Annotated in this window: 22 protein-coding genes; 10 read left to right on the top strand and 12 right to left on the bottom strand. The window is 71.1% G+C overall.

All coding sequences use genetic code 11. From position 1 onward, the window contains the following. Positions 1-2: 2 nt before the first annotated feature. Complete coding sequence (trpD, locus tag ACZ4TR_RS23435) at positions 3-1,037, top strand: anthranilate phosphoribosyltransferase (RefSeq protein WP_465289019.1); 1,035 nt, start codon at positions 3-5, stop codon at positions 1,035-1,037. A gap of 246 nt (positions 1,038-1,283) precedes the next feature. On the opposite strand, the gene ACZ4TR_RS23430 is transcribed toward trpD, so the two are convergent. Beyond that, positions 1,284-2,237, bottom strand: coding sequence for a GlxA family transcriptional regulator (locus ACZ4TR_RS23430; RefSeq protein ID WP_465289726.1), 954 nt, complete (start codon positions 2,235-2,237; stop codon positions 1,284-1,286). An 83-nt stretch (positions 2,238-2,320) separates the two neighbouring features. Between ACZ4TR_RS23430 and ACZ4TR_RS23425 the strand changes: the two genes are divergently transcribed. Next, the gene (locus ACZ4TR_RS23425) at positions 2,321-3,250 is read left to right on the top strand and encodes a DMT family transporter (protein WP_465289018.1); all 930 of its coding nucleotides are present in this window, start codon (positions 2,321-2,323) and stop codon (positions 3,248-3,250) included. Here ACZ4TR_RS23425 and ACZ4TR_RS23420 read toward each other — a convergent pair. Further along, positions 3,198-3,617: a cytochrome c oxidase subunit 4 gene (locus ACZ4TR_RS23420; RefSeq protein WP_364526610.1), complete on the bottom strand. Its 420-nt coding sequence runs from the start codon at positions 3,615-3,617 to the stop codon at positions 3,198-3,200. The genes ACZ4TR_RS23425 and ACZ4TR_RS23420 overlap by 53 nt on opposite strands. Before the next feature lie 32 nt (positions 3,618-3,649). Next, positions 3,650-4,594: an aa3-type cytochrome oxidase subunit II gene (gene ctaC, locus ACZ4TR_RS23415; protein WP_465289017.1), complete on the bottom strand. Its 945-nt coding sequence runs from the start codon at positions 4,592-4,594 to the stop codon at positions 3,650-3,652. Between the two features lie 185 nt (positions 4,595-4,779). On the opposite strand from ctaC, the gene asnB reads away from it, so the two are divergent. Then, complete coding sequence (gene asnB / locus ACZ4TR_RS23410) at positions 4,780-6,714, top strand: asparagine synthase (glutamine-hydrolyzing) (RefSeq protein ID WP_465289016.1); 1,935 nt, start codon at positions 4,780-4,782, stop codon at positions 6,712-6,714. Between the two features lie 75 nt (positions 6,715-6,789). Here asnB and ACZ4TR_RS23405 read toward each other — a convergent pair whose 3' ends face one another. Continuing rightward, a complete protein-coding gene (locus ACZ4TR_RS23405) occupies positions 6,790-7,782 on the bottom strand; it encodes a carbohydrate kinase family protein (RefSeq protein WP_465289015.1) in 993 nt (330 codons plus the stop codon). 149 nt (positions 7,783-7,931) lie between these two features. On the opposite strand from ACZ4TR_RS23405, the gene ACZ4TR_RS23400 reads away from it, so the two are divergent. Continuing rightward, positions 7,932-8,102: a hypothetical protein gene (locus ACZ4TR_RS23400; protein WP_284750111.1), complete on the top strand. Its 171-nt coding sequence runs from the start codon at positions 7,932-7,934 to the stop codon at positions 8,100-8,102. A 74-nt stretch (positions 8,103-8,176) separates the two neighbouring features. Here the strand turns inward: ACZ4TR_RS23400 and ACZ4TR_RS23395 are convergent, their stop codons facing one another. Beyond that, a complete protein-coding gene (locus ACZ4TR_RS23395; RefSeq protein ID WP_086681079.1) occupies positions 8,177-8,554 on the bottom strand; it encodes a HesB/IscA family protein in 378 nt (125 codons plus the stop codon). Between the two features lie 145 nt (positions 8,555-8,699). Here ACZ4TR_RS23395 and ACZ4TR_RS23390 point away from each other — a divergent pair, with 145 nt between their 5' ends. Both ACZ4TR_RS23390 and ACZ4TR_RS23385 read left to right on the top strand, forming a co-directional pair. Further along, entirely contained in the window at positions 8,700-9,347 is a 648-nt protein-coding gene (locus ACZ4TR_RS23390) for a DUF3043 domain-containing protein (RefSeq protein ID WP_364529616.1), read from the top strand. A gap of 222 nt (positions 9,348-9,569) precedes the next feature. After that, positions 9,570-10,559, top strand: a complete 990-nt coding sequence (locus ACZ4TR_RS23385; protein ID WP_364529040.1) for an aldo/keto reductase family protein — start codon at positions 9,570-9,572, stop codon at positions 10,557-10,559. Positions 10,560-10,620: 61 nt separating this feature from the next. Here the strand turns inward: ACZ4TR_RS23385 and ACZ4TR_RS23380 are convergent, their stop codons facing one another. Genes ACZ4TR_RS23380 through ACZ4TR_RS23370 form a run of 3 tightly spaced genes read right to left on the bottom strand, consistent with a single transcriptional unit; the run spans position 10,621 to position 12,414 of the window. Beyond that, positions 10,621-10,833 carry a hypothetical protein gene (locus ACZ4TR_RS23380; protein ID WP_465289014.1) on the bottom strand — a complete coding sequence of 71 codons (213 nt, stop codon included), beginning with the start codon at positions 10,831-10,833 and terminating at the stop codon, positions 10,621-10,623. Beyond that, complete coding sequence (locus ACZ4TR_RS23375; RefSeq protein ID WP_465289013.1) at positions 10,826-11,668, bottom strand: phosphoribosylaminoimidazolesuccinocarboxamide synthase; 843 nt, start codon at positions 11,666-11,668, stop codon at positions 10,826-10,828. The genes ACZ4TR_RS23380 and ACZ4TR_RS23375 overlap by 8 nt, the downstream gene beginning before the upstream one ends. After that, on the bottom strand, positions 11,665-12,414 hold the full coding sequence (locus ACZ4TR_RS23370; protein ID WP_364529049.1) for a GntR family transcriptional regulator: 750 nt from the start codon (positions 12,412-12,414) through the stop codon (positions 11,665-11,667). The genes ACZ4TR_RS23375 and ACZ4TR_RS23370 overlap by 4 nt, the downstream gene beginning before the upstream one ends. Positions 12,415-12,552: 138 nt before the next feature. Between ACZ4TR_RS23370 and ACZ4TR_RS23365 the strand changes: the two genes are divergently transcribed. Beyond that, complete coding sequence (locus ACZ4TR_RS23365; RefSeq protein ID WP_465289012.1) at positions 12,553-13,014, top strand: hypothetical protein; 462 nt, start codon at positions 12,553-12,555, stop codon at positions 13,012-13,014. 6 nt (positions 13,015-13,020) lie between these two features. Here the strand turns inward: ACZ4TR_RS23365 and ACZ4TR_RS23360 are convergent, their stop codons facing one another. Continuing rightward, positions 13,021-13,704, bottom strand: coding sequence for an IspD/TarI family cytidylyltransferase (locus tag ACZ4TR_RS23360; RefSeq protein ID WP_465289011.1), 684 nt, complete (start codon positions 13,702-13,704; stop codon positions 13,021-13,023). Between the two features lie 53 nt (positions 13,705-13,757). Between ACZ4TR_RS23360 and cobT the strand changes: the two genes are divergently transcribed. Next, positions 13,758-14,867 (top strand): nicotinate-nucleotide--dimethylbenzimidazole phosphoribosyltransferase, encoded by a 1,110-nt coding sequence (cobT, locus tag ACZ4TR_RS23355; RefSeq protein WP_465289010.1) that lies wholly within the window; start codon positions 13,758-13,760, stop codon positions 14,865-14,867. A 71-nt stretch (positions 14,868-14,938) separates the two neighbouring features. Here the strand turns inward: cobT and ACZ4TR_RS23350 are convergent, their stop codons facing one another. Beyond that, positions 14,939-16,042, bottom strand: coding sequence for a branched-chain amino acid aminotransferase (locus ACZ4TR_RS23350; protein ID WP_364529058.1), 1,104 nt, complete (start codon positions 16,040-16,042; stop codon positions 14,939-14,941). Positions 16,043-16,171: 129 nt separating this feature from the next. On the opposite strand from ACZ4TR_RS23350, the gene ACZ4TR_RS23345 reads away from it, so the two are divergent. Beyond that, positions 16,172-16,471 carry a hypothetical protein gene (locus ACZ4TR_RS23345; protein WP_465289009.1) on the top strand — a complete coding sequence of 100 codons (300 nt, stop codon included), beginning with the start codon at positions 16,172-16,174 and terminating at the stop codon, positions 16,469-16,471. On the opposite strand, the gene ACZ4TR_RS23340 is transcribed toward ACZ4TR_RS23345, so the two are convergent. Both ACZ4TR_RS23340 and ACZ4TR_RS23335 read right to left on the bottom strand, forming a co-directional pair. Then, complete coding sequence (locus tag ACZ4TR_RS23340) at positions 16,428-17,102, bottom strand: DUF402 domain-containing protein (protein ID WP_364529064.1); 675 nt, start codon at positions 17,100-17,102, stop codon at positions 16,428-16,430. The two genes, ACZ4TR_RS23345 and ACZ4TR_RS23340, sit on opposite strands and share 44 nt — an antisense overlap. Continuing rightward, the gene (locus ACZ4TR_RS23335) at positions 17,095-17,943 is read right to left on the bottom strand and encodes a hypothetical protein (RefSeq protein WP_465289008.1); all 849 of its coding nucleotides are present in this window, start codon (positions 17,941-17,943) and stop codon (positions 17,095-17,097) included. The genes ACZ4TR_RS23340 and ACZ4TR_RS23335 overlap by 8 nt, the downstream gene beginning before the upstream one ends. Positions 17,944-18,053: 110 nt before the next feature. On the opposite strand from ACZ4TR_RS23335, the gene ACZ4TR_RS23330 reads away from it, so the two are divergent. Beyond that, on the top strand, positions 18,054-19,553 hold the full coding sequence (locus ACZ4TR_RS23330; RefSeq protein ID WP_364529070.1) for a leucyl aminopeptidase: 1,500 nt from the start codon (positions 18,054-18,056) through the stop codon (positions 19,551-19,553). Positions 19,554-19,585: the final 32 nt, after the last annotated feature.

The following is a 19,585-nucleotide window of genomic DNA, read 5'->3' as shown; positions in this document are numbered from 1 at the left end:
CGGTGACCACCCCGGTCCCCCGCACCTGGCCGCCGCTGCTCAAGCAGCTCGTCGCACGCGTCGACCTGTCCGAGGAGGACACGGCGTGGGCGATGGACCAGATCATGAGCGGCGCGGCGAGCCCGGCCCGGATCGCCGGGTTCGCGGTGGCGCTGCGTTCGAAGGGCGAAACGCCTGCGGAGATCGCCGGGATGGCGGCCACGATGCTGGCGCACGCCCGCCGGGTCGAGCTGGACCGCCCGGCCGTCGACATCGTCGGCACCGGCGGCGACGGCTCGAACTCGGTGAACATCTCGACGATGGCGACGATCGTCACGGCGGCGGCCGGCGCCCCGGTGGCCAAGCACGGCAACCGCAGCGCGTCGTCGAAGTCCGGCGCGGCGGACGTCCTGGAGGCGCTCGGCGTCACGATTTCGCTGCCCCCGGAGGAGGTCCAGCGCAGCCTCACCGAGGTGGGCGTGGGGTTCTTCCTGGCGTCGGCGTTCCACCCGGCCCTGCGGCACGCGGGCCCGGTCCGCGGCGAGCTCGGCATCCCGACGACGTTCAACCTGCTCGGCCCGCTGACCAACCCGGCCCAGCCGGGAAGCGCGCTGATCGGCTGCGCGTACGAGGACAAGACGCACGTGCTGGCGGAGGTGTTCGCCCGCCGCGGGACGACGGCCCTGGTGGTCCGCGGCGACGACGGCCTGGACGAGATCACGACGACGACCACGTCGACGGTGTGGGTGGTGTCGGACGGAAAGGTGACTTCGCGCTCTTTCGACCCGGCTGTGCTGGGCATCCCTCGCGCGACGGCTTCGGACCTGCGCGGCGGCGACGCGGCGGCGAACGCCGAGGTGGTCCGCGAGCTGGTGGGCGGGAAGCCGGGGCCGGTACGGGACGCGGTGCTGATCAACGCGGCTGCGGCTTTGGCGGCGTTCACCGGGTTCTCGGGATCCCTGGAGGACGACCTGCGCACCGGGCTGAGCCGCGCGGCGGAGGCCATCGATTCCGGCGCGGCAGCGGCGGTTTTGGACCGCTGGATCGCCTTCGCCTGACCGAGGTCGCGCCCCCGCCCTCCTCCTGGGGGGCGTGCCCTTGTCCAGTCTATCGGCGCTGGGAGCCCGCAACCGCCGTTCGCGGAATCTGTGGACAACCGGCACCGATGTGGACAACTCGGCCCTCGCCGCCGATACCCGCTTGACAAGCTGCCGGCACCCCAATGTGGCCTTGGGTGCGTCAGACGCACCGAAGGCCACCTTGGGTGCGTTCAACGCACCGAAGGCCACCTTGGGGCGCTCGGGTCACCCGCGGAAAGCCGTCCGGTACGACGTCGGGCTCGTCCCCCGCAGCCGGCTGAACTGGTGCCTCAGCGCCGCCGCCGAGGCGTAGCCGCACGCGACGGCGATGTCCTCCACCGACAGGCGCCCCTCCTCCAGCAACGCCTGGGCCCGGTCCAAGCGCCGCTCCGTCAACCACCGGTGCGGCGTCGTGCCCGTCGCCGCCGAAAAGCGGCGCAGGAACGTTCGCTCCCCCAGTCCGCTCCGCCGGGCCAGTTCGGCCACCGTGAACGGCTGGTCCAACCGCCGCTCCACCCACTCCAGCGCCTCCGCCACCACCGAGTCGTCCGGGACCGCGGGCACCGGCGCCTGGACGAACTGCGCCTGACCGCCCGCCCGGAACGGCGCCGCCACCATCCGGCGCGCCAGCGTTGTCGCCGCCGTCACGCCGCGCAGCCGCCGGACCAGGTGCAGGCACAGGTCCACCGCCGCCACCGTGCCCGCGCTCGTCAGCACGCCGCCGTCGTCCGCGTACAGCGCCTGGGTGTCCACGGCCGCCGTCGGGAACCGGGCGCGGAACTCCGCCTCGTACACCCAGTGGACCGTGCAGCGCCGGCCGTCGAGCAGGCCCGCGTAGCCCAGCGTGAACACGCCCGCGCAGAACCCCGCCACCCACGCGCCCCGGGCCGCGGCGTCGCGCAGGACGTCCAGCACCGGCGCAGGCGGCGCCACCGTCCGGGGCGCGCACGTCGGCACGATCAGCAGGTCGGCCGACGCCGCGAAGTCCAAGCCGTGGAGCCCGGTCAGCCCGAAGCCCGACCAGCTCGAGACCGGGGCCCCGGCGGGCGAACAGACCCCGAACTCCCAGCCTTCGATGCCGTCGGCGCTGCGGTCGGTGCCGAAGACCTCGCACGCGACCCCCAGCTCGAACGGCGAAACGTGGTCCGCGAGCACGACCGCGACCCGGTTGACGTCCATGCCGGCCAGCATGTCACAAGTTTTGCGTCCGTTGTCATCTCTGACACTGGTCGCTCCAGGACGACCGGACGAACCTGGACGCCATGACGAACTCCGAAACCCGCCCGCTGCTCCAGTGGTCCGCGGCGATGGCGATGTCCGGCACGATCGGCGCCGTCGTCCTCGAGAGCGGCGCGGCCGCGCCGGCCGTGGCCTTCGCCCGCTGCTTCGTCGGCGGGGCGCTGCTGGTGCTCTGGTGCCTCGCCCGCGGCTGGCTGCCCGCCTGGCGGCCCTCGAAGCGCGACCTCGGGCTGGCCGTCCTCGGCGGCCTGTTCCTCGTCGGCAACTGGGTGCTGCTGTTCGCGTCCTACGCGCTGTCGTCGATCTCGGTCAGCACGGTCGTCTACCACACCCAGCCGCTCATCCTGGTCGGCCTGGCGGCGGCGTTCCTCGGCGAGAAGGTCGCCAAGAGCCACCTGGCCCGGGCCGCGATCGCGTTCGGCGGCGTGACCCTGATCTCCCTGTCCGCGCACGGCGAGGACGGCAAGCCCGTCCAGCTCGCCGGGATCGGGCTCGCGCTCGGCGCGGCCCTGCTCTACGCCGGCGCGTCCTTCGTCGCGAAGCAGCTGAAGCACATCCGGCCGCACTTGCTCGCGGCCGTGCAGACGACGGTGGGCGCGGTCCTGCTGGCGCCCGTGTTGCTCGTCACGCCGTTGCCGACGGCCCCGCGCGAGCTGCTCTGGCTCGTGCTGCTGGGCACCGTCCACACCGCGCTGATGTACGTGCTGATGTACGCGAGCATCGGCAAGCTGCCGACCACGACGGTGGCGCTGCTGTCCTACCTCTACCCGGTGGTCGCGGTGCTGGTGGACGTCGCCTTCTACGGCCACCGCCCGACCTGGCCGGAGGCACTGGGGATGCTCGCAGTACTGGCCGCCGCGCTGAGTCCACAGCGCAGCGGCCAGTCAGGAAAACCCGAGGTCAGTCGTGCGACGGACCCGTGTGGTACTCGAACACCAGTCCGCCGATCGTGATCAGCAGCGCGACCAGCGCCATCACGAGCAGCCAGATGTGGAAGAACGCCAGGGCCAGCGCGGCGAGAGCCGCGGTGGCCGCCATGGCGATCGGCCAGTAGCTGCCCGGGCTGAAGAAGCCCAGCTCACCGGAGCCGTCGCTGATCTCGGCGTCCTCTCGGTCTTCCGGACGCGGTTCGATGCGGCGGGAGACGAACTGCATGTAGCTGCCCGCGAGGAACGCCAGGCCACCGGTCAGGAACAGCGAGACGATGCCCACCGGCTCGGGACCGTGGGTGGCGGCCAGCGCCGTCCACACCCAGTACACGGCCGCCATGAACACGGCGAAGATCGCCACGATGAAGAAGATGCGGGCTTCGACCTTCATGGTCTTTTCCTACTCCTGTTTTCGCGAGGGCGTCAGTTGGACGCGGTCCGCGCCGTGCGGTCGGTGTTGAACGGCTGGGTGGTCACCGCGTGCGGGGTGCACAGCTCGCCGCAGTTCATCTTCGAAAGCGCCTCGGACGCGGTGAAGGTCTGGCCGGTGGCCGGGTTCACCTGCTTGCGCAGCGCGATGTACGCGTCGTACTTGTCCGGCGACAGCGCGCGGACCTCGAAGTTCATCACCGAGTGGTAGGTGCCGCACAGCTCCGCGCACCGGCCGACGAAGGACCCTTCGCGGTCGATCGTGTTCTGGAAGGAGCTGTCCTGGTTGTTCTTGTCCGGGTTCGGCATGACGTCCCGCTTGAAGTGGAACTCAGGCACCCAGAAGGAGTGGATGACGTCGGTGGAGATCAGGTCGTACTGGATGACCTTGCCGACCGGGAGCACCAGCAGCGGGATCTCGCCGGACGAGCCGACCGTGCTGACCTGGCCGCTGCCGTCGGGCTTCGCCGCGTTGGCGTCCTCGTACTTGAACTCCCAGTTCCACTGGAAGGCCACGACCTGGACCTTGACGTCCGGGTTCGGGATCTTGTCCAGGACCTTCGACTCCGTCGTCGCGGTGAAGAAGAACAGGACGCAGACCATGATCGTCGGGACGACGACCGTGAACAGCTCGAGCGGGATGTTGTACTGGAACTGCCGGGGCAGCTCCTCCGGCTCGCCGTCGGCGGTCTTCTTCTTGCGGTGGAACGCCGCGGTCCAGAAGATCAGGGCCCACACGATGGCGCCGACGACCAGCGCGGCCACCACGGTCCAGGTCCACAGCGTGCGCATCTCGTTCGCCTGCCGCGTGACACCCACGGGCCAGCCGAACCGCAGGATCTCGTCGCCGGAGCAGCCCGTCGCCGTCAGCGCGACCAGCACGGCCAGCGCGGCGACGCGCACGGTCCGCTTCCCCAGGGTGCGCTTGGGTTGTCCCACTGCGCCTCGCCCTTTCACCCAGAGCCTCCTACGACAGATCTTTGTGACAGGCCGGAGCCTAGCCGAGTTCACGCTCCGCGCTGACCAAGGGGTAACCATCGACGCGCGTGGTACACGCCACGGGCCGCCCGGCATACTGGGCGCTCCCCAGCCCCGCGAATACCCCTGAAGGTGTGTGAGTACCCGTGTGCGGCCTGCTTGGACTGATCTGCGCGACCGAGACCGGCGCGGCGAACGCGCGTGACGCCGTCGGCGCGGCCATGCGCTGCCAGCGTCACCGCGGCCCCGACGAGCAGGACACGTGGGCCGACGCCGAGGTCGTCTACGGCTTCAACCGGCTCGCCTTCATCGACGTCGAGCACGCCCACCAGCCGCTGGTGTGGGGCCCGCCGGAGGCGCCGGGCCGCTACACGATGAACTTCAACGGCGAGATCTACAACTACCTGGAGCTGCGGGCCGAGCTGGCCGGGCAGCACGGGGCGAAGTTCGAGACCGAGGGTGACGGCGAGGCCATCGTCGCTGGCTTCCACTACCTCGGCGCCGACTGGGTGAAGCGCCTGCGCGGCATGTTCGCCTTCATGATCTGGGACTCCCAGGAGAAGCGCGTCTTCGGTGCGCGCGACCCGTTCGGGATCAAGCCGCTGTTCTACTCGGCCGGCCCCGGCGGGGTCGCGTTCTCCAGCGAGAAGAAGAGCCTGCTGGAGTTGTCGGACACGCTCGGCGTCGCGCAGGAGCTGGACCGCAAGGCGCTGCAGCACTACCTGGTCCTGCAGTACGTGCCCGAGCCCGAGTCGCTGCACACCGCGATCCGCCGCGTCGAGTCCGGGACGTCGTTCGAGGTGGTGCCCGGTGGTGAGGTGAAGTTCACCCGCTACTTCCACCCGCAGTTCGCGACGAAGCCGGTCAACGGCCCCGCCGAGGCCGAAGCGCTGTACGAGCGCATCGCCGATGTGATGCGCGACTCGGTCGGCAAGCACATGATCTCCGACCCCGACGTCACCGTGGGCGCCTTCCTCTCGGGCGGCATCGACTCCACCGCCACCGCGACGCTGGCCAAGGAGCACAACCCGAACCTGATCGCGTTCACCACCGGGTTCGAGCGCGAGGGCTACTCCGAGGTCGACGTCGCCGCCGAGTCGGCCGCCGCGATCGGCGTGAAGCACGTGGTCCGGACGGTGACGGCGGACGAGATGATGGAGGTGCTGCCGCTCATCGTCTGGTACCTCGACGACCCGGTGGCCGACCCGGCGCTGGTCCCGCTGTGGTTCATCGCCCGCGAGGCCCGCAAGCACGTCAAGGCGGTGCTGTCCGGCGAAGGCGCCGACGAGCTGTTCGGCGGCTACACGATCTACAACGAGCCGATCTCGCTGGCGCCGTTCGAGAAGATCCCGGGCGGCATGCGGAAGCTGATCGGCAAGGTGTCGACGAAGATCCCGGAAGGCACCCGCGGCAAGGACCTGCTGCGCCGCGGCGCGCTGCCGCTGGAGGACCGCTACTACGGCAACGCCCGCAACTTCCGCGACGACCAGCTGCGCAACGTTTTGAAGACCTACCAGGAAGGCGTCGGCTTCAAGGACGTCACCGCGCCCTGGTACGACGTCTCGCGCGGCTGGGACCCGGTGGCCCGCATGCAGCACGTCGACCTCTACACGTGGCTGCGCGGCGACATCCTGGTCAAGGCCGACAAGGTGACCATGGCGAACTCCCTGGAACTGCGGGTGCCGTTCCTGGACGCCGAGGTGTTCAAGGTCGCCGCGTCGATCCCGCTGGACCAGAAGCTGGCCCACGGCACGACCAAGTACGCGCTGCGCCAGGCGCTGGCCAAGATCATCCCGGCGCACGTGCTGAACCGCCGCAAGCTCGGCTTCCCGGTGCCGATCCGGCTGTGGCTGCGCAACGAGATGTACGACTGGGCCAAGGGCATCATCAGCGACTCGAAGACCGAGGAGCTGCTGGACAAGAAGGCGATCCTGGCGCTGCTGGAGGAGCACAAGGCGGGCCAGCTGGACCGCAGCCGCCAGCTGTGGGCGCTGATCGTGTTCATGCTGTGGCACGGCATCTTCGTCGAGCACCGGATCAAGCCCGAGATCCCGGAGCCGGTGTACCCGGTCAAGCTCTGAGAGCCCGTCGAAAGCCGTGAAGGCCTCCTTGCCGGTCATAGACGCCGGTAAGGAGGCCTTCACGGCTTCGGCGGACTAGGCCGCGGGCAGGACCGCCGAGATCTCCGCGGCCGCCTCCGGGCCGAAGGCCTCTTCGATGCGGGCCAGCGCGTCGGCGCGCTCGAGCGTCCACTCCTGCGTGCCGATCGTCTCCAGCACCAGCACCGCGATCAGCGAGCCGAGCTGGGCCGCGCGCTCGACGTCCAAGCCGCCGTCGAGACCCGCCAGGAAGCCCGCGCGGAAGCCGTCGCCGACGCCCGTCGGGTCGGCCTTCGCGCGCTCGGGGACCGCGCCGATCTGCAGGGCGACGCCTTCCTTGCCGACGATCTCGACGCCCTTCTCCCCCAGCGTCGTGATCCGGAGACCGACCTGGTCGAGCACGTCGGCCTCGGTCCAGCCGGTCTTCTGGAGCAGCAGCTCCCACTCGTAGTCGTTGCTGAACAGGTACTTCGCGCCGGCCACGAACTCGCGCGCCTGCGCACCGGTCATCCGGGCCAGCTGCTGCGACGGGTCGACGGCGAAGGCGTATCCGCGCTGGCGGCACTCCTCGGCGTGGCGGACCATGCCCTCCGGGTCGTCGGGGCTGATCAGCACCAGGCCGAGCCCGCCGGCGCGCTCGGCGATCGGCTGCAGCTCGATGTTGCGGGACTCGGCCATCGCGCCGGCGTAGAACGTCGCGATCTGGCAGAGGTCCTCGTCGGTCGTGCAGACGAACCGCGCGGTGTGCGCGACCTCCGAGACGTGCACCCCGGACGTGTCGACGCCGTGGCGCTCCAGCCAGGAGCGGTAGTCCGCGAAGTCGGCGCCCACGGCGCCCACGAGCACCGGCTGCACGCCGAGCACCCCGAGACCGAAGGCGATGTTCGCGCCGATGCCGCCGCGCCGGACCACGAGGTCGTCGGCGAGGAAGCTCAGCGAAACGCGGTGCAGCTGCTCGGCGACCAGCTGCTCGGCGAACCTGCCCGGGAAATGCATGAGGTGGTCGGTCGCGATACTGCCGGACACCGCGATCCTGGCTTTGGCTGCCACCGGCTGCTCCTTATGTGGTCGACCTCACGGCAAAAGGCACGAAGTTACCCCCGGGTCATGACCCGTCCGGGTAGTTCGCGCACGCCCAGCCGACACTACCGGCTGGTACTCCTTCACCAGTCGACAGCGGATCAATAGCGTTACGAATCGTGAACGCCGTCACCGAACCCGAGACCCTGTCCGAGCTGATCGCCGACTGCGCGCTCATCCCGGCGACGCTGCAGGCGGAGAACCTGCCCCTGCCCCGCTCCGCGGCCGAGCCGTGGGAGGTCGACGAGGCGTGCCACGCCCAGGTCGCCGAGCTCGACGCCTACGTGTAGGCCCCCGCAGACGTGAAAAGGCCCCGCCCTCCGAACGGAGAGCGGGGCCTTTCACGTGGCCTGCTGTTCTGGACTCAGTGGAACGAGTCGCCGCAGGCGCAGGAGCCGGTGGCGTTCGGGTTGTCGATCGTGAAGCCCTGCTTCTCGATCGTGTCCACGAAGTCGATGACGGCTTCCGACACGTACGGCGCGCTCATCCGGTCGACGGCGACCTTGAGGCCGTCGAAGTCGCGGAACAGGTCGCCGTCGAGCGAGCGCTCGTCGAAGAACAGCTGGTAGCGCAAGCCCGCGCAGCCACCGGGCTGGACGGCGATGCGCAGGTGCATGTCGTCGCGGCCCTCCTGCTCGAGCAGGGCCTTCGCCTTGGAAGCCGCGGCGTCGGTCAGCGTGACGCCGTGGGTTTCTTCGGCGGTCTCGGCCTGCGTCGCGCCGGCGTGCTCAGCGGTCGTCATGGCACTCCCTCTAAGTTCGAACTCACTGCGGATACTCCTCGTGCTGACGTCTTCAACACCCGGAGCGCCCGATCTGTTCCCCACCATGGTCGCACATCGATCGACCTGGTGAACGGCGGCGTGACGCCTGCAATACCCTGGTGAGGTGAGGTTCCTGCGCCGAAGCACCACAGACACCGCCGCCGACGAGCCGGAGACGGCGGAAGCCGTCGACGTCGCCGGTAAGGCGTACACGCCCGGTAAGGGCAAGGCTACGCCGAAGCGCCGGGAGGCGGAGGCGAAGAAGCGCGGGCCGGTGGCCCCGCCGCCGACCACCATGCGCGAGGCGATGAAGCGCAACAAGGAGTTGCGCAAGGCGAACCCGCAGACCAAGGAAGACCGCCGGGCGGCGGCGAAGGCCCGCCGCGAAGCGATGATGCGGGGCGACGACAAGGCCCTGCTCCCGCGCGACCGCGGGCCGGTCAAGGCGTACGTCCGCGACCTGGTCGACTCGCGCCGCAACCTGCTCGGCCTGTTCATGCCGCTGGCGATCCTGGTGTTCCTGGCGCTGCTGGTGCCGCTGCCCCAGGTGCAGTCGTACATCACCCTGTTCTGCACCGCGATGCTGCTGGTGATGGCGATCGAGGGCTTCGTCAACGGGCGCAAGATCGCGAAGCTGGTGCGGGAGAAGTTCCCGAAGGAAGCGGTGAGCGGCCGGTCGATCGGCTGGTACGCGTTCGTCCGGGCGTCCCAGATCCGCAAGCTGCGGGTGCCGAAGCCGCGGCTGAAGCCCGGGGACCCGATCCCGAACTGAGCCGGTTCCGAGAAGCCGGGTGGAGCGAGCCTCCACCCGGCTTCTTGCCGTCCGCGACCCGGCACCGAGGCCGGCGCGCTGCCGCAAAGGTCTTGAATGAGTCATTCAGGTCTCGGGAGGTCCTGAATGACTCATTCAAGACACCCCGGAGCCGCCCGAGCGAGGCTGGAGTCACTCCAGGGTCGTTAGCTAAGCAAACGATTACCGCCTAGGCTGGCACCCATGGAGTTTCGTCGTCTCGGCCGCAGCGGCCTCAACGTCAGTGAGATCTCGTACGGGAACTGGCTCACCCACGGTTCCCAGGTCGAGGAGGACCAGGCCCACGCCTGCATCAAGGCCGCCCTCGACGCCGGCATCACCACCTTCGACACCGCCGACGCCTACGCCAACACCGCCGCCGAGTCCGTGCTCGGGCGCGGCCTCAAGGGGCAGCGGCGGGAAAGCCTGGAGATCTTCACCAAGGTCTTCTGGCCCACCGGCCCCAAGGGCCCCAACGACAAGGGCCTGTCCCGCAAGCACATCATGGAGTCGGCCAACGCCTCCCTCGAGCGGCTCGGCACCGACTACGTCGACCTCTACCAGGCGCACCGGTTCGACCGGACCGTTCCGCTCGAAGAGACCATGCTCGCCTTCGCCGACCTCGTCCGCCAGGGCAAGGTGCTCTACGTCGGCGTCTCCGAGTGGACCGCCGAGCAGATCAGCCGCGGGGCCGCCCTCGCCCGCGAGCTGAAGATCCCCTTCGTCTCCAACCAGCCGCAGTACAACATGCTCTGGCGCGTCATCGAAGACCAGGTCATCCCCGCTTCCGAGCGCGAAGGCCTGAGCCAGATCGTCTGGTCGCCGATCGCGCAGGGCGTGCTCACCGGCAAGTACAAGCCGGGCCAGGACTACCCCGCCGGCTCGCGCGCCACCGACGAGAAGGGCGGCGCCAACATGGTCGCCCGCTTCCTCGACGAGAACGTCCTCAAGCGCGTCGCCGAGCTGGAGCCGCTCGCGAAGCAGGCGGACCTGTCGCTGGCGCAGCTGGCCGTCGCGTGGGTGCTGCAGAACCCGAACGTCGCCTCGGCGATCATCGGGGCTTCGCGCCCGGAGCAGGTGCACGAGAACGTCAAGGCCGCCGGCAAGAAGCTCGACGCCGACCTGCTGACCGCCATCGACGACGTCCTGGGCGACGTCGTCGAGCGCGACGCAAGCCTGACGAAGAGCCCCTAGAGCAAAGCCGTGAATGTCGCATTGAGGGACTTGAAGTCCCTCAATGCGACATTCACGGCCCTCAGTCCTGGTTGATCCGGCCCTGGAACGGCACCCCGACGTCGAAGGCGTCCTCCGGGGCCATCCGGGGCTCCAGGCCGAACCCCCGCAGGAGGCGGCTGGCGCCGGCCAGCCGGTCGCCTCCGCGCCCGGGCACCCGCTCGGGGGCGAGCCCGCGCGAGGTCAGCAGCGTCTCGACGTCGTCGATCAGCTGGTACGGGTCGCAGTCACCCACGGACCCAGGTCTTCCCCGTGATCCGTTCGTAGACCTCGGTGTAGCGCTGCCGCGTCTGCTCGACGATCTCCGCCGGGATCTCCGGCCCGGGCGGGGTCTTGTCCCAGCCGGTCGTCAGCGACCAGTCGCGCACGAACTGCTTGTCGAACGCGTGCTGCGGACGGCCCGGCTCCCACTCGTCGGCGGGCCAGAACCGCGACGAGTCCGACGTCAGGACCTCGTCGCCGAGGGTCAGCGTGCCGTCGGCGTCGAAACCGAACTCCAGCTTCGTGTCCGCGATGATCACGCCCTGCGCGGCAGCGTGCTCGGCGCCCTTCGCGTAGATCTCCAGCGTCAGCTCGCGAAGCCGCTTCGCGGTGTCTTCGCCGATCTCGTTCAGCACCTCGTCGAAGGTCATGAACTCGTCGTGCCCGGTGTCGGAGATCTTCGTCGTCGGCGTGAAGATCGGCTCCGGCAGCTTGTCGCCCTCGACCAGCCCCGGCGGCAGCGCGACACCGGAGATCTTCCCGTCGCGCTGGTACTCGCGCAGCCCGAGGCCGGCCAAGTAGCCGCGCGCGATGCACTCGACCTGGACCATCTTCAGCGGCTTGCAGCGCATCGCGCGGCCGGCGAACTCTTCCGGGACGTCCGTCGTCGAGACGATGTGGTTCGGGACCACGCCGGACGTCCGCTCGAACCACCACGCCGACAGCTGGTTGAGCAGCGCACCCTTGTCGGGGATCGGCGTCGGCAGCGAGACGTCGTAGACCGAGACCCGGTCGGACGCGACGAGCAGGATGTCCCCGCCGTCGAGCTCGTACAGGTCGCGGACCTTGCCCGCGTGGATGTGCTTCATTCGCCGTCCTCAGTCGTGTACTCGTAGAAAACCCAGTGGTCGGGCAAGGCGGCCGATTCACCGTACTCGACGACCGTGCCGTCGGCCGCCAGGAAGGTGCTCCGGCCCAGCAGCACCGGCGCCCCGGCGGGCAGCCCCAGTTCGGCCGCCTCCTCCTCGCTCGCGCGCCCCGCCGCGTGCCGTTCCTGCGTCGTCGCGACCTTCGTGCCGAGCCGCGCGGCCGCGTGCGCCGAGGTGCCCTCGACGATCCGCTCGGGCACCAGCAGCGCGGGTGCCTTGGCCGACAGCGTGCCGTCGAACCACGACGTCGACGTCGACAGCGGCCGGGAGTCGGGCCCGTAGGTGGTACGGCGCCGCCGGATCGCCGGGGCGCCCTCCTCCAGGCCCAACGCGGCCGCGGCGCGTTCGGGCGCCTGCTCGAGGCCGGCCGACCGGATCACGGCGTAGTGGCCGGGCGGGTAGATCCGGCCCGTCCGCGTCGAAGCGGTGGCGCGGTCGCGGGCCGTGCGGTGCAGGCCGCCGCGGTCGACGACCGTGCCGACGCCGCGCACCGGGCGCACGAGCCCTTGCGAGCGGAGGGTGGCGAGGACCTTGGTGGCCGTCGCCATGGCGACGGCCCAGGTGCGCGCGATCTCGCGGGCGGACGGCACCGCGTCGCCCTCCTGCAGCCGGCCGGACAGGATGTCTTCCCGGATCCGGCCCGCGATCTGCAGGTACGGCGGCTCAGGACGATCGAGGGTGGGCAAGGCGGCTCCTCACGGGGACAACGCGCACAAGTGTTCTAGCACGCCGGAGTGTCTCCGACAAAGGCCTGTTCAGAACCACCCAGGTGTACTAGTACACAAGCTGGACTGCGCTCTAGTACGCAAGTTACCCTCGAAAGTGTGTCCCCGCCCACAGCACACAACGGATCCAGCGGCTCGGGCCTCGAGGAACTCCTCGAGGAGCTCCGGCGCCGCAAGTGGGTACTGCACCTGTTCGGCGGCCGCGAGGCGCCGGAGATCTACGCCGCGGTCCACACGTGGCCGACCTGCGCGGACGTCATCATCCTCCGGGACGAGCACCGTGCGAGCGCCTACCGCGTACCGCTGTTCCCGGGCACCGACGTGTTCAGCCCGCGGGTGGTGACCTGGCAGTACCACGCCACCCCGGTGTGGACGCTGCGAGCGGTGCTCACCCTGGCGGAGCCCGGCACCCCGGGTGCGCCGCTGCAGGCGCTGCGGCCACAGCCGCAGTGCCACATCCCGCCGGAGCTGCGCCACGACGTGACGGTCCGGCCGACGAGCACCACGCCCGAGCCCGAGCGCGAAGGGGGCGACGGTGGCGGCCCGCCCGCGTGCGCCTAGCGGGCATCAGGCTCGGCGGGCGAGCAGCCGCTCCGCGACCACCAGGTCGTGGGGGTAGGTGATCTTGAGGTTCTCGGGAGCCCCCGGGACCCACCGGATCGGCAGGGAGGAGAACCGCTCCATGCACGACGAAGTGTCCGTCCCCAAGAAGCCTTCGCGCTCGGCCTGTTCGTAGGCCTCGAGCAGCGGTCCGGCCCGGAAGCCCTGAGGCGTCTGGACGCGGATCGCGCCGGGCACCTGGGCGACCAGGTGCCCGGCATCCACCTCGACGACGTCGTCCGCGGCCAGGCCCGGCACAGCCCCCCCGTCCTCGCGTGTCCGGGCCAACACCGCACCGACCAGTTCGGGGTGGACCAGCGGCCGGGCCGCGTCGTGCAGCAGCACGGCGTCGACCCGGCCGCCTCTTATGCGCGGGGCGAGGTGGCGCAGCGCGTTGAGTTCGGACGCCTGGCGCGTGTCCCCGCCGTGCACGATTTCGACGGTGTCGTCGACGACCTCTTCGGCGAGTTCCCGGTCCTGCGGCCGGATCACCAGCACGAGGACACCGATGCCCGGGACGCGCTTGAAGGCGTCCAGCGACCAGGCGACCACCCGCCGGCCGGCCAGGGACAGGTAGACCTTGTTCAGCTTCGCGCCGACGCGGGTGCCCGCGCCGCTGGCCAGCACCACCGCGGCCGCCGTCGTCTCCACGAGCCGCGAGACTACCGGGGCCGGTTCACCGGTAGGTTGGCCACGGCGTTGTCATGAGCGCTGCCGTGGACGAGAAAGGGCCTGGTGTGGAGCCGGAAGACAGCGAGTTCCCCGAGATCACCCCGCCCGACGACCACGCCCGGTCCGACGCGATCGCCCTGCACGACAAGCTGGTGAAGCCGGCCGGGTCGCTGGGCAGGCTCGAGGAGCTGGGTGTCTGGATCGCGGCCTGCCAGGGCCAGTCGCCGCCGCGGCCGTTCACCCGGCCGCGCGTCATCGTGTTCGCCGGTGACCACGGCATCGCCGCGAAGGGGGTCTCGGCCTATCCCGCCGAGGTCACCGCGCAGCTGCTGGGCACGATGCTGACCGGCGGCGCCGCGATCAACGTCCTGGCCGCCGCCGCGGGGGCGAGCGTCCGCGTGGTCGACATGGCCGTGGACACCGAAGCGCCGGCGACCCGCTCGATCGGCGAGTACAAGGTCCGCCGCGGGTCCGGGTCCATCGACGTCGAGGACGCCCTGACCGCCGACGAGGTCAAGGCGGCGATCCGCGCCGGGATCGCGATCGCCGACGCCGAGGTCGACGGCGGCGCGGACCTGCTCATTCCCGGCGACCTCGGGATCGGCAACAGCACGCCGGCGTCGGTGCTCGTCGCGGCGCTGACCGGCACCGAGCCGGTCGCGGTGGTCGGCCGCGGCTCCGGCATCGACGACGACGCCTGGATGCGCAAGGCGGCGGCGGTGCGCGACGCGCTGCGCCGGGCCCGCGCGGTCCTCGCGAACCCCGTCGACCTGCTGCGCACCACGGCCGGCGCGGACATCGCGGCGATGGCCGGGTTCCTGGCCCAGGCCGCGGCCCGCCGGACGCCGGTGGTGCTGGACGGGCTCGTCGCGTGCGCCGCGGCGCTGGTCGCCGAGGACCTCGCGCCGGGTGCGCGACGCTGGTGGGTGGCCGGGCAGCGGACCGCCGAACCCGCGCATTCGATCGCGCTGGAGCACCTCGACCTCGGCCCGCTGCTGGAGCTGGACGTCCGCCTCGGCGAAGGCACCGGCGCGGTGACGGCGTTGCCGCTGCTGATGATGGCCGCCCGCGTCCTGGCCGAAACCGCGACGCACGAGCAGGCCGGCGTCTCCGGCCCGCTCATCCCGGCCACGGCCACGTAGACCCCGAAAAGCCGTGAAGGCCTCCTTACCGGCTCAAGATGCCGGTAAGGAGGCCTTCACGGACTGGGACGTCAGCCGAGCGGGACCATCCAGTGGTCGGTGTCGGGGCGGGTGCCCTCCTGGATTCCGGTCAGCTCCTCGCGCAGCTTCATGGTGAGGGTGCCGGGCTGCCCGTCGGCGATGGTGAACTCGCCGCCGGCGTGCTTGACGTGCCCGACCGGGGTGATCACCGCCGCCGTGCCGCAGGCGAACGTCTCGGTCAGCTCACCCGACGCCGCCGCCTTCTCCCACTCCTCGGTGGAGATGCGCCGCTCCTCGACCTTGTAGCCGAGCCGCGAAGCCAGTTGCAGCAGTGACTTCCGCGTGACGCCGGGCAGCAGCGAGCCGGTCAGCTCGGGGGTGACCACCCGGGCGTTCTCGCCCGAGCCGAAGACGAAGAACAGGTTCATCCCGCCCATCTCTTCGACCCAGCGCCGCTCCACCGCGTCGAGCCACACGACCTGGTCGCAGCCCTTCTCCACGGCCTGCGCCTGCGCGACGAACGACGCCGCGTAGTTGCCGGCGCACTTCGCCGCGCCGGTGCCGCCGGGCGCCGCGCGCACGTACTCCGTCGACAGCCAGACGCTCACCGGCTTCACGCCGCCGGAGAAGTACGAGCCCGCCGGGGACGCGATGACCGTGTACACGTAGTCGGCGGCCGGGCTGTTGACGCCGAGCCCGGTGGACGTCGAGATCATGAACGGCCGCAGGTAGAGGGAATCACCCTGGCGGGTGGGCACCCACCGGCTGTCGACGGCGATGAGCTCGCGCAGCGACTCGACGAAGACCTCGTCGGGCAGCTGCGGCATCGCGAGCCGCTCGGCCGACTGCCGGAACCGCGCGGCGTTGGCGTCCGGGCGGAACGACGCGATCGTGCCGTCCGGCTGGCGGTAGGCCTTGAGGCCCTCGAAGATGGCCTGGCCGTAGTGCAGCACCGACGTCGCCGGGTCGAGCGTGAACGGGGCGTAGGGGCCGACCTGGGCCTCGTGCCAGCCGTCGGCCTTCGACCACTTGACGGTCACCATGTGGTCGGTGAAGTAGAGCCCGAAACCGGGCTTCTCGAGTACCTCCGCGACACGGTCCGCGCTCGCAGGACTCGGGTGCGGGACATGGGCGAACTGCGTCGAGGTGGTCATGGCTACACGATACCGTTTGGTCGGAGGCGCGTTAGTCGGATGTCCCACTGTTCCGGCTGTTCCGTGCTCTCCCGACGCCCTTCCCGCGTCCTGCCCGCGGCCGCGCCGTGATGACTCTAGGATGACGGCGTGACCTACCACTCCACGGAGCCGGTCCCCCGGCCCAAGACCGGCGGGGCCGACGTCAAGACGTTCGTCACCGCGGTGCTGCTGACCTTCGGCGTCGGCCTGCTCGGCATGGTCGGCTGGGCCGTGCTCAGCAGCGGCTTCGGCGGCTTCCTCGGCCTCGTCGCGGGCGTCTTCGGCGTCGTGTGGTGGCGGAAGATCCACGGCAAGGCGTTCCCGCAGGTGCTCCCGACGAAGTCGGTCGTCATCCTCGCGGTCGTCAACGCGGTGCTGACGCTGATCCTCTTCCTGACCGCGGGCTGAGCTCCTCGAGCAGTCCCGGCGGCAGTGCGGGCGCCGGCCAGCCCGGGTCCGGGCGGAAGTCGGTGTCCGTCCCGTCGAACGGGTAGGCGCCGCGCTCGGCCAGCGCGCCGATCCGCTCGCCCTCCGCGCGCAGCCGGTCGAGCTGCTCGTGCGTCAGGCGCCCGGCGTCGATCGCGACCTCGGCCTCGTCCTCGTCGTCCCAGCGCCAGGTGCCGTCCCGCTCGACGACGACGTCGAGCACGCCGTCGATGCGGTCGACCCCGGCCGGGGTCCGGCCGAGCGGCACCTCGAGGTTGACGTACCAGTTCGTGAACCGCCCGGCGGCGTCGAAGAACCACCACACGGACGACCATTCGTCGTCGGCGATGCGCCGCAGCGTGGACGTGCGGTGCCAGAAGTCCGGCACGGGCATCCGCGGGATGCGGAACCGCTGGTGCAGCGGCGCGTCCGCCATGTGCCGGCCGTCCACCAGCCGGCTGCCGACGATCGGGGTGCCGGCCGGCAGCCAGGCGAGCAGGACGCGGCCGTCGTCGGCGAGCACGCGCAGCGGGTGGACCTGGCCGATCGAGCCGTCGGGGCGGTGGAACCGTTCGACCACGGTCTCCCCCGGCCGCCAGCGTCGATCACTCACGTTCTTCACTGTACCGGCGCGCGCGTACGCCCAGTAGCAGCTCGATCACGGTCACCAGCCCCGCGACGACGAGCACGGGCAGCGCCGGCAGGAAGTACGCGGCCACCGCGGCGACGGCGATCCCCGCGAGTCCCGGCACGCCGGCCCGCGCCCGGACTTCGGCGCCCGCGGCCAGCGCTGGCACCACGGTCGCGACCACGGCGACGACGGTGAGCACCGGCTGCAGCGAGTCCGCGTCGGCGGCGGAAAGCAAGTCGCGCAACGACGTCAGCGACAGCCCGAGCCGGACCGCGCCGAGCTGGTACAGCGCGGCGAAGGCGGCCAGCACGGCGACCGCGCCGAGGAGCAGCACTCGCCACCCCGCGCCTTCACGCCCGCCCGGGCGGAGAAACGGCAGGAAGACCACCGCGGCGACGAGCACCCCCGCGAAGTCCGGCGTCTGCAGGCCGCCCCCGGCCGTCGACACCGGCGCCACGGCCACGCAGACCACGACGAGCACGAGCCCCGCGGCGAGCAGCAGCCCGCCCGCGACCCGTACGACGATCGTCGGGATCTTCAGCCCGGCGAACCCGGCGCCGGTCACCACGACGGCGAACGCGGCGGCGGCGAGCTCGCGGTGCGCGGGAAAGACGTAGGCGCCGAACGCGATCGCGTAGACGGTCACTTCGGCAAGCCGCGCGACGGCCACCACGACCCGGTCGACCTGGGCGTCCCCCGGTTCCGGGACGCGGGCCGTCACCCCCGCGGCGATCGCCGCCAGCACCAGCCCGGCGAGCAGCCACCAGCCCGCGCCCGCCGCTCCGGCCGCCAGCGCCACCAGCAGCCCACCGCCCAGCCGCACGCGGCCCTCCCTCTCCCGCCGTTCACCTGTGGTCCGGTCGTCATTAGCATGGCTCACGATCCCGACCGGGCCGGCGCCCGGTACCACCGAGAACGCGCGAGGAGCCAGAAGTGACCGTGCCTAAGCTCGCCCTGTCCGACAACACCGGGGAGGCACTGGCCAAGACGCGCGCCGACGTGATCGTCATCGGCACCCTGGCCGGCGAGGACGGCCCGCTGCTCGCCGCGGGCGCCGCCGCCGTGGACGCCGCCTTCGACGGCCGTCTCGCCGGACTGCTCGCCACCCTCGGTGCCAGCGGCAAGGCCGAAGAGGTCGTCAAGATCCCCACGCTGGGCAAGCTCGCGGCGGGCGTCGTGCTCGCCGTCGGCCTGGGCAAGGAGGGCGACGGCGTCACCCCCGAGCAGGTCCGCCGCGCCGCCGGGGCCGCCGGGCGCGCGCTGGCCGGCACCGACCGCGCGTTCGTGACGCTGTCGGAGCTCGACCTGCAGGCCGCCGTCGAGGGCACCGTCCTCGGCTCCTACGTCTTCACCGCCTACCGCTCCGAGAAGGGTGACGCGCCGGTCGCGAAGGTCGACTTCGCGAGCCCGGCCACCGGGACCGCCCGCGAGCACAAGGCGACGCTGAAGGCCGCGACGAGCATCGCCGAGGCCGTGCTCACCGCCCGCGACCTGATCAACACCCCGCCGAACGACCTCTACCCGGCCTCCTTCGCCGACCGCGCGAAGAAGCTGGCCGAGGACAACGGCCTCGAGTTCGAGGTCCTCGACGAGAAGGCCCTCAAGCGCAAGGGCTTCGGCGGCATCCTCGGGGTGGGCGGCGGTTCCGCGCGCCAGCCGCGCCTGGTGCGCATCGCCTACAAGCCGGCCAAGGCCGTCAAGAAGGTCGCGCTGGTCGGCAAGGGCATCACGTTCGACTCGGGCGGCATCTCGCTCAAGCCCGCCGCGAACATGGACCACATGACCTCGGACATGTCCGGCGCGGCCGGCGTGCTCGCTTCGGTGGTGCTGGCGGCGAAGCTGAAGTACCCCCTAGAAGTCGTCGCGCACATCCCGCTGGCGGAGAACCTGCCGTCGGGGACGTCGTACCGCCCGGGTGACGTGCTGACCATGTACGGCGGCAAGACCGTCGAGGTCCTCAACACCGACGCCGAAGGCCGGCTCGTGCTGGTCGACGCGATGGTCCGCGCGGCCGAGGAGAACCCGGACTACCTCATCGAGACCTCGACGCTGACCGGCGCCCAGGTCGTCGCGCTCGGCAACCGCACCGCCGGCGTGATGGGCTCGGACGACTTCCGCGACCGCGTCGCCGCGGTCATGCAGGCCACCGGCGAGAACGGCTGGGCGATGCCCCTGCCGGAGGAGCTGCGCGCCGACCTCGACTCGCGCCTGGCCGACCTGGCCAACGTGACGGGCCACCGCTGGGGCGGCATGCTCGCCGCCGGGATCTTCCTGCGCGAGTTCGTCGCCGACGGCCTCGACTGGGTCCACATCGACATCGCGGGCCCGTCGTTCAACACGGGTTCGCCGTGGGGCTACACCGGCAAGGGCGGCACGGGCGTCCCGGTGCGGTCGATCGCCGCGGTGCTGGCGGACATCGCCGCCAACGGCTGAGCCCACCCGAGTTCCCCTGCGCCCCAATGTGG

It is taken from the genome of Amycolatopsis sp. NPDC028719, assembly GCF_055565395.1.
The sequence above is the reverse complement of the archived record's forward strand: the minus strand, read 5'-3'. Positions and strand labels throughout refer to the sequence as shown.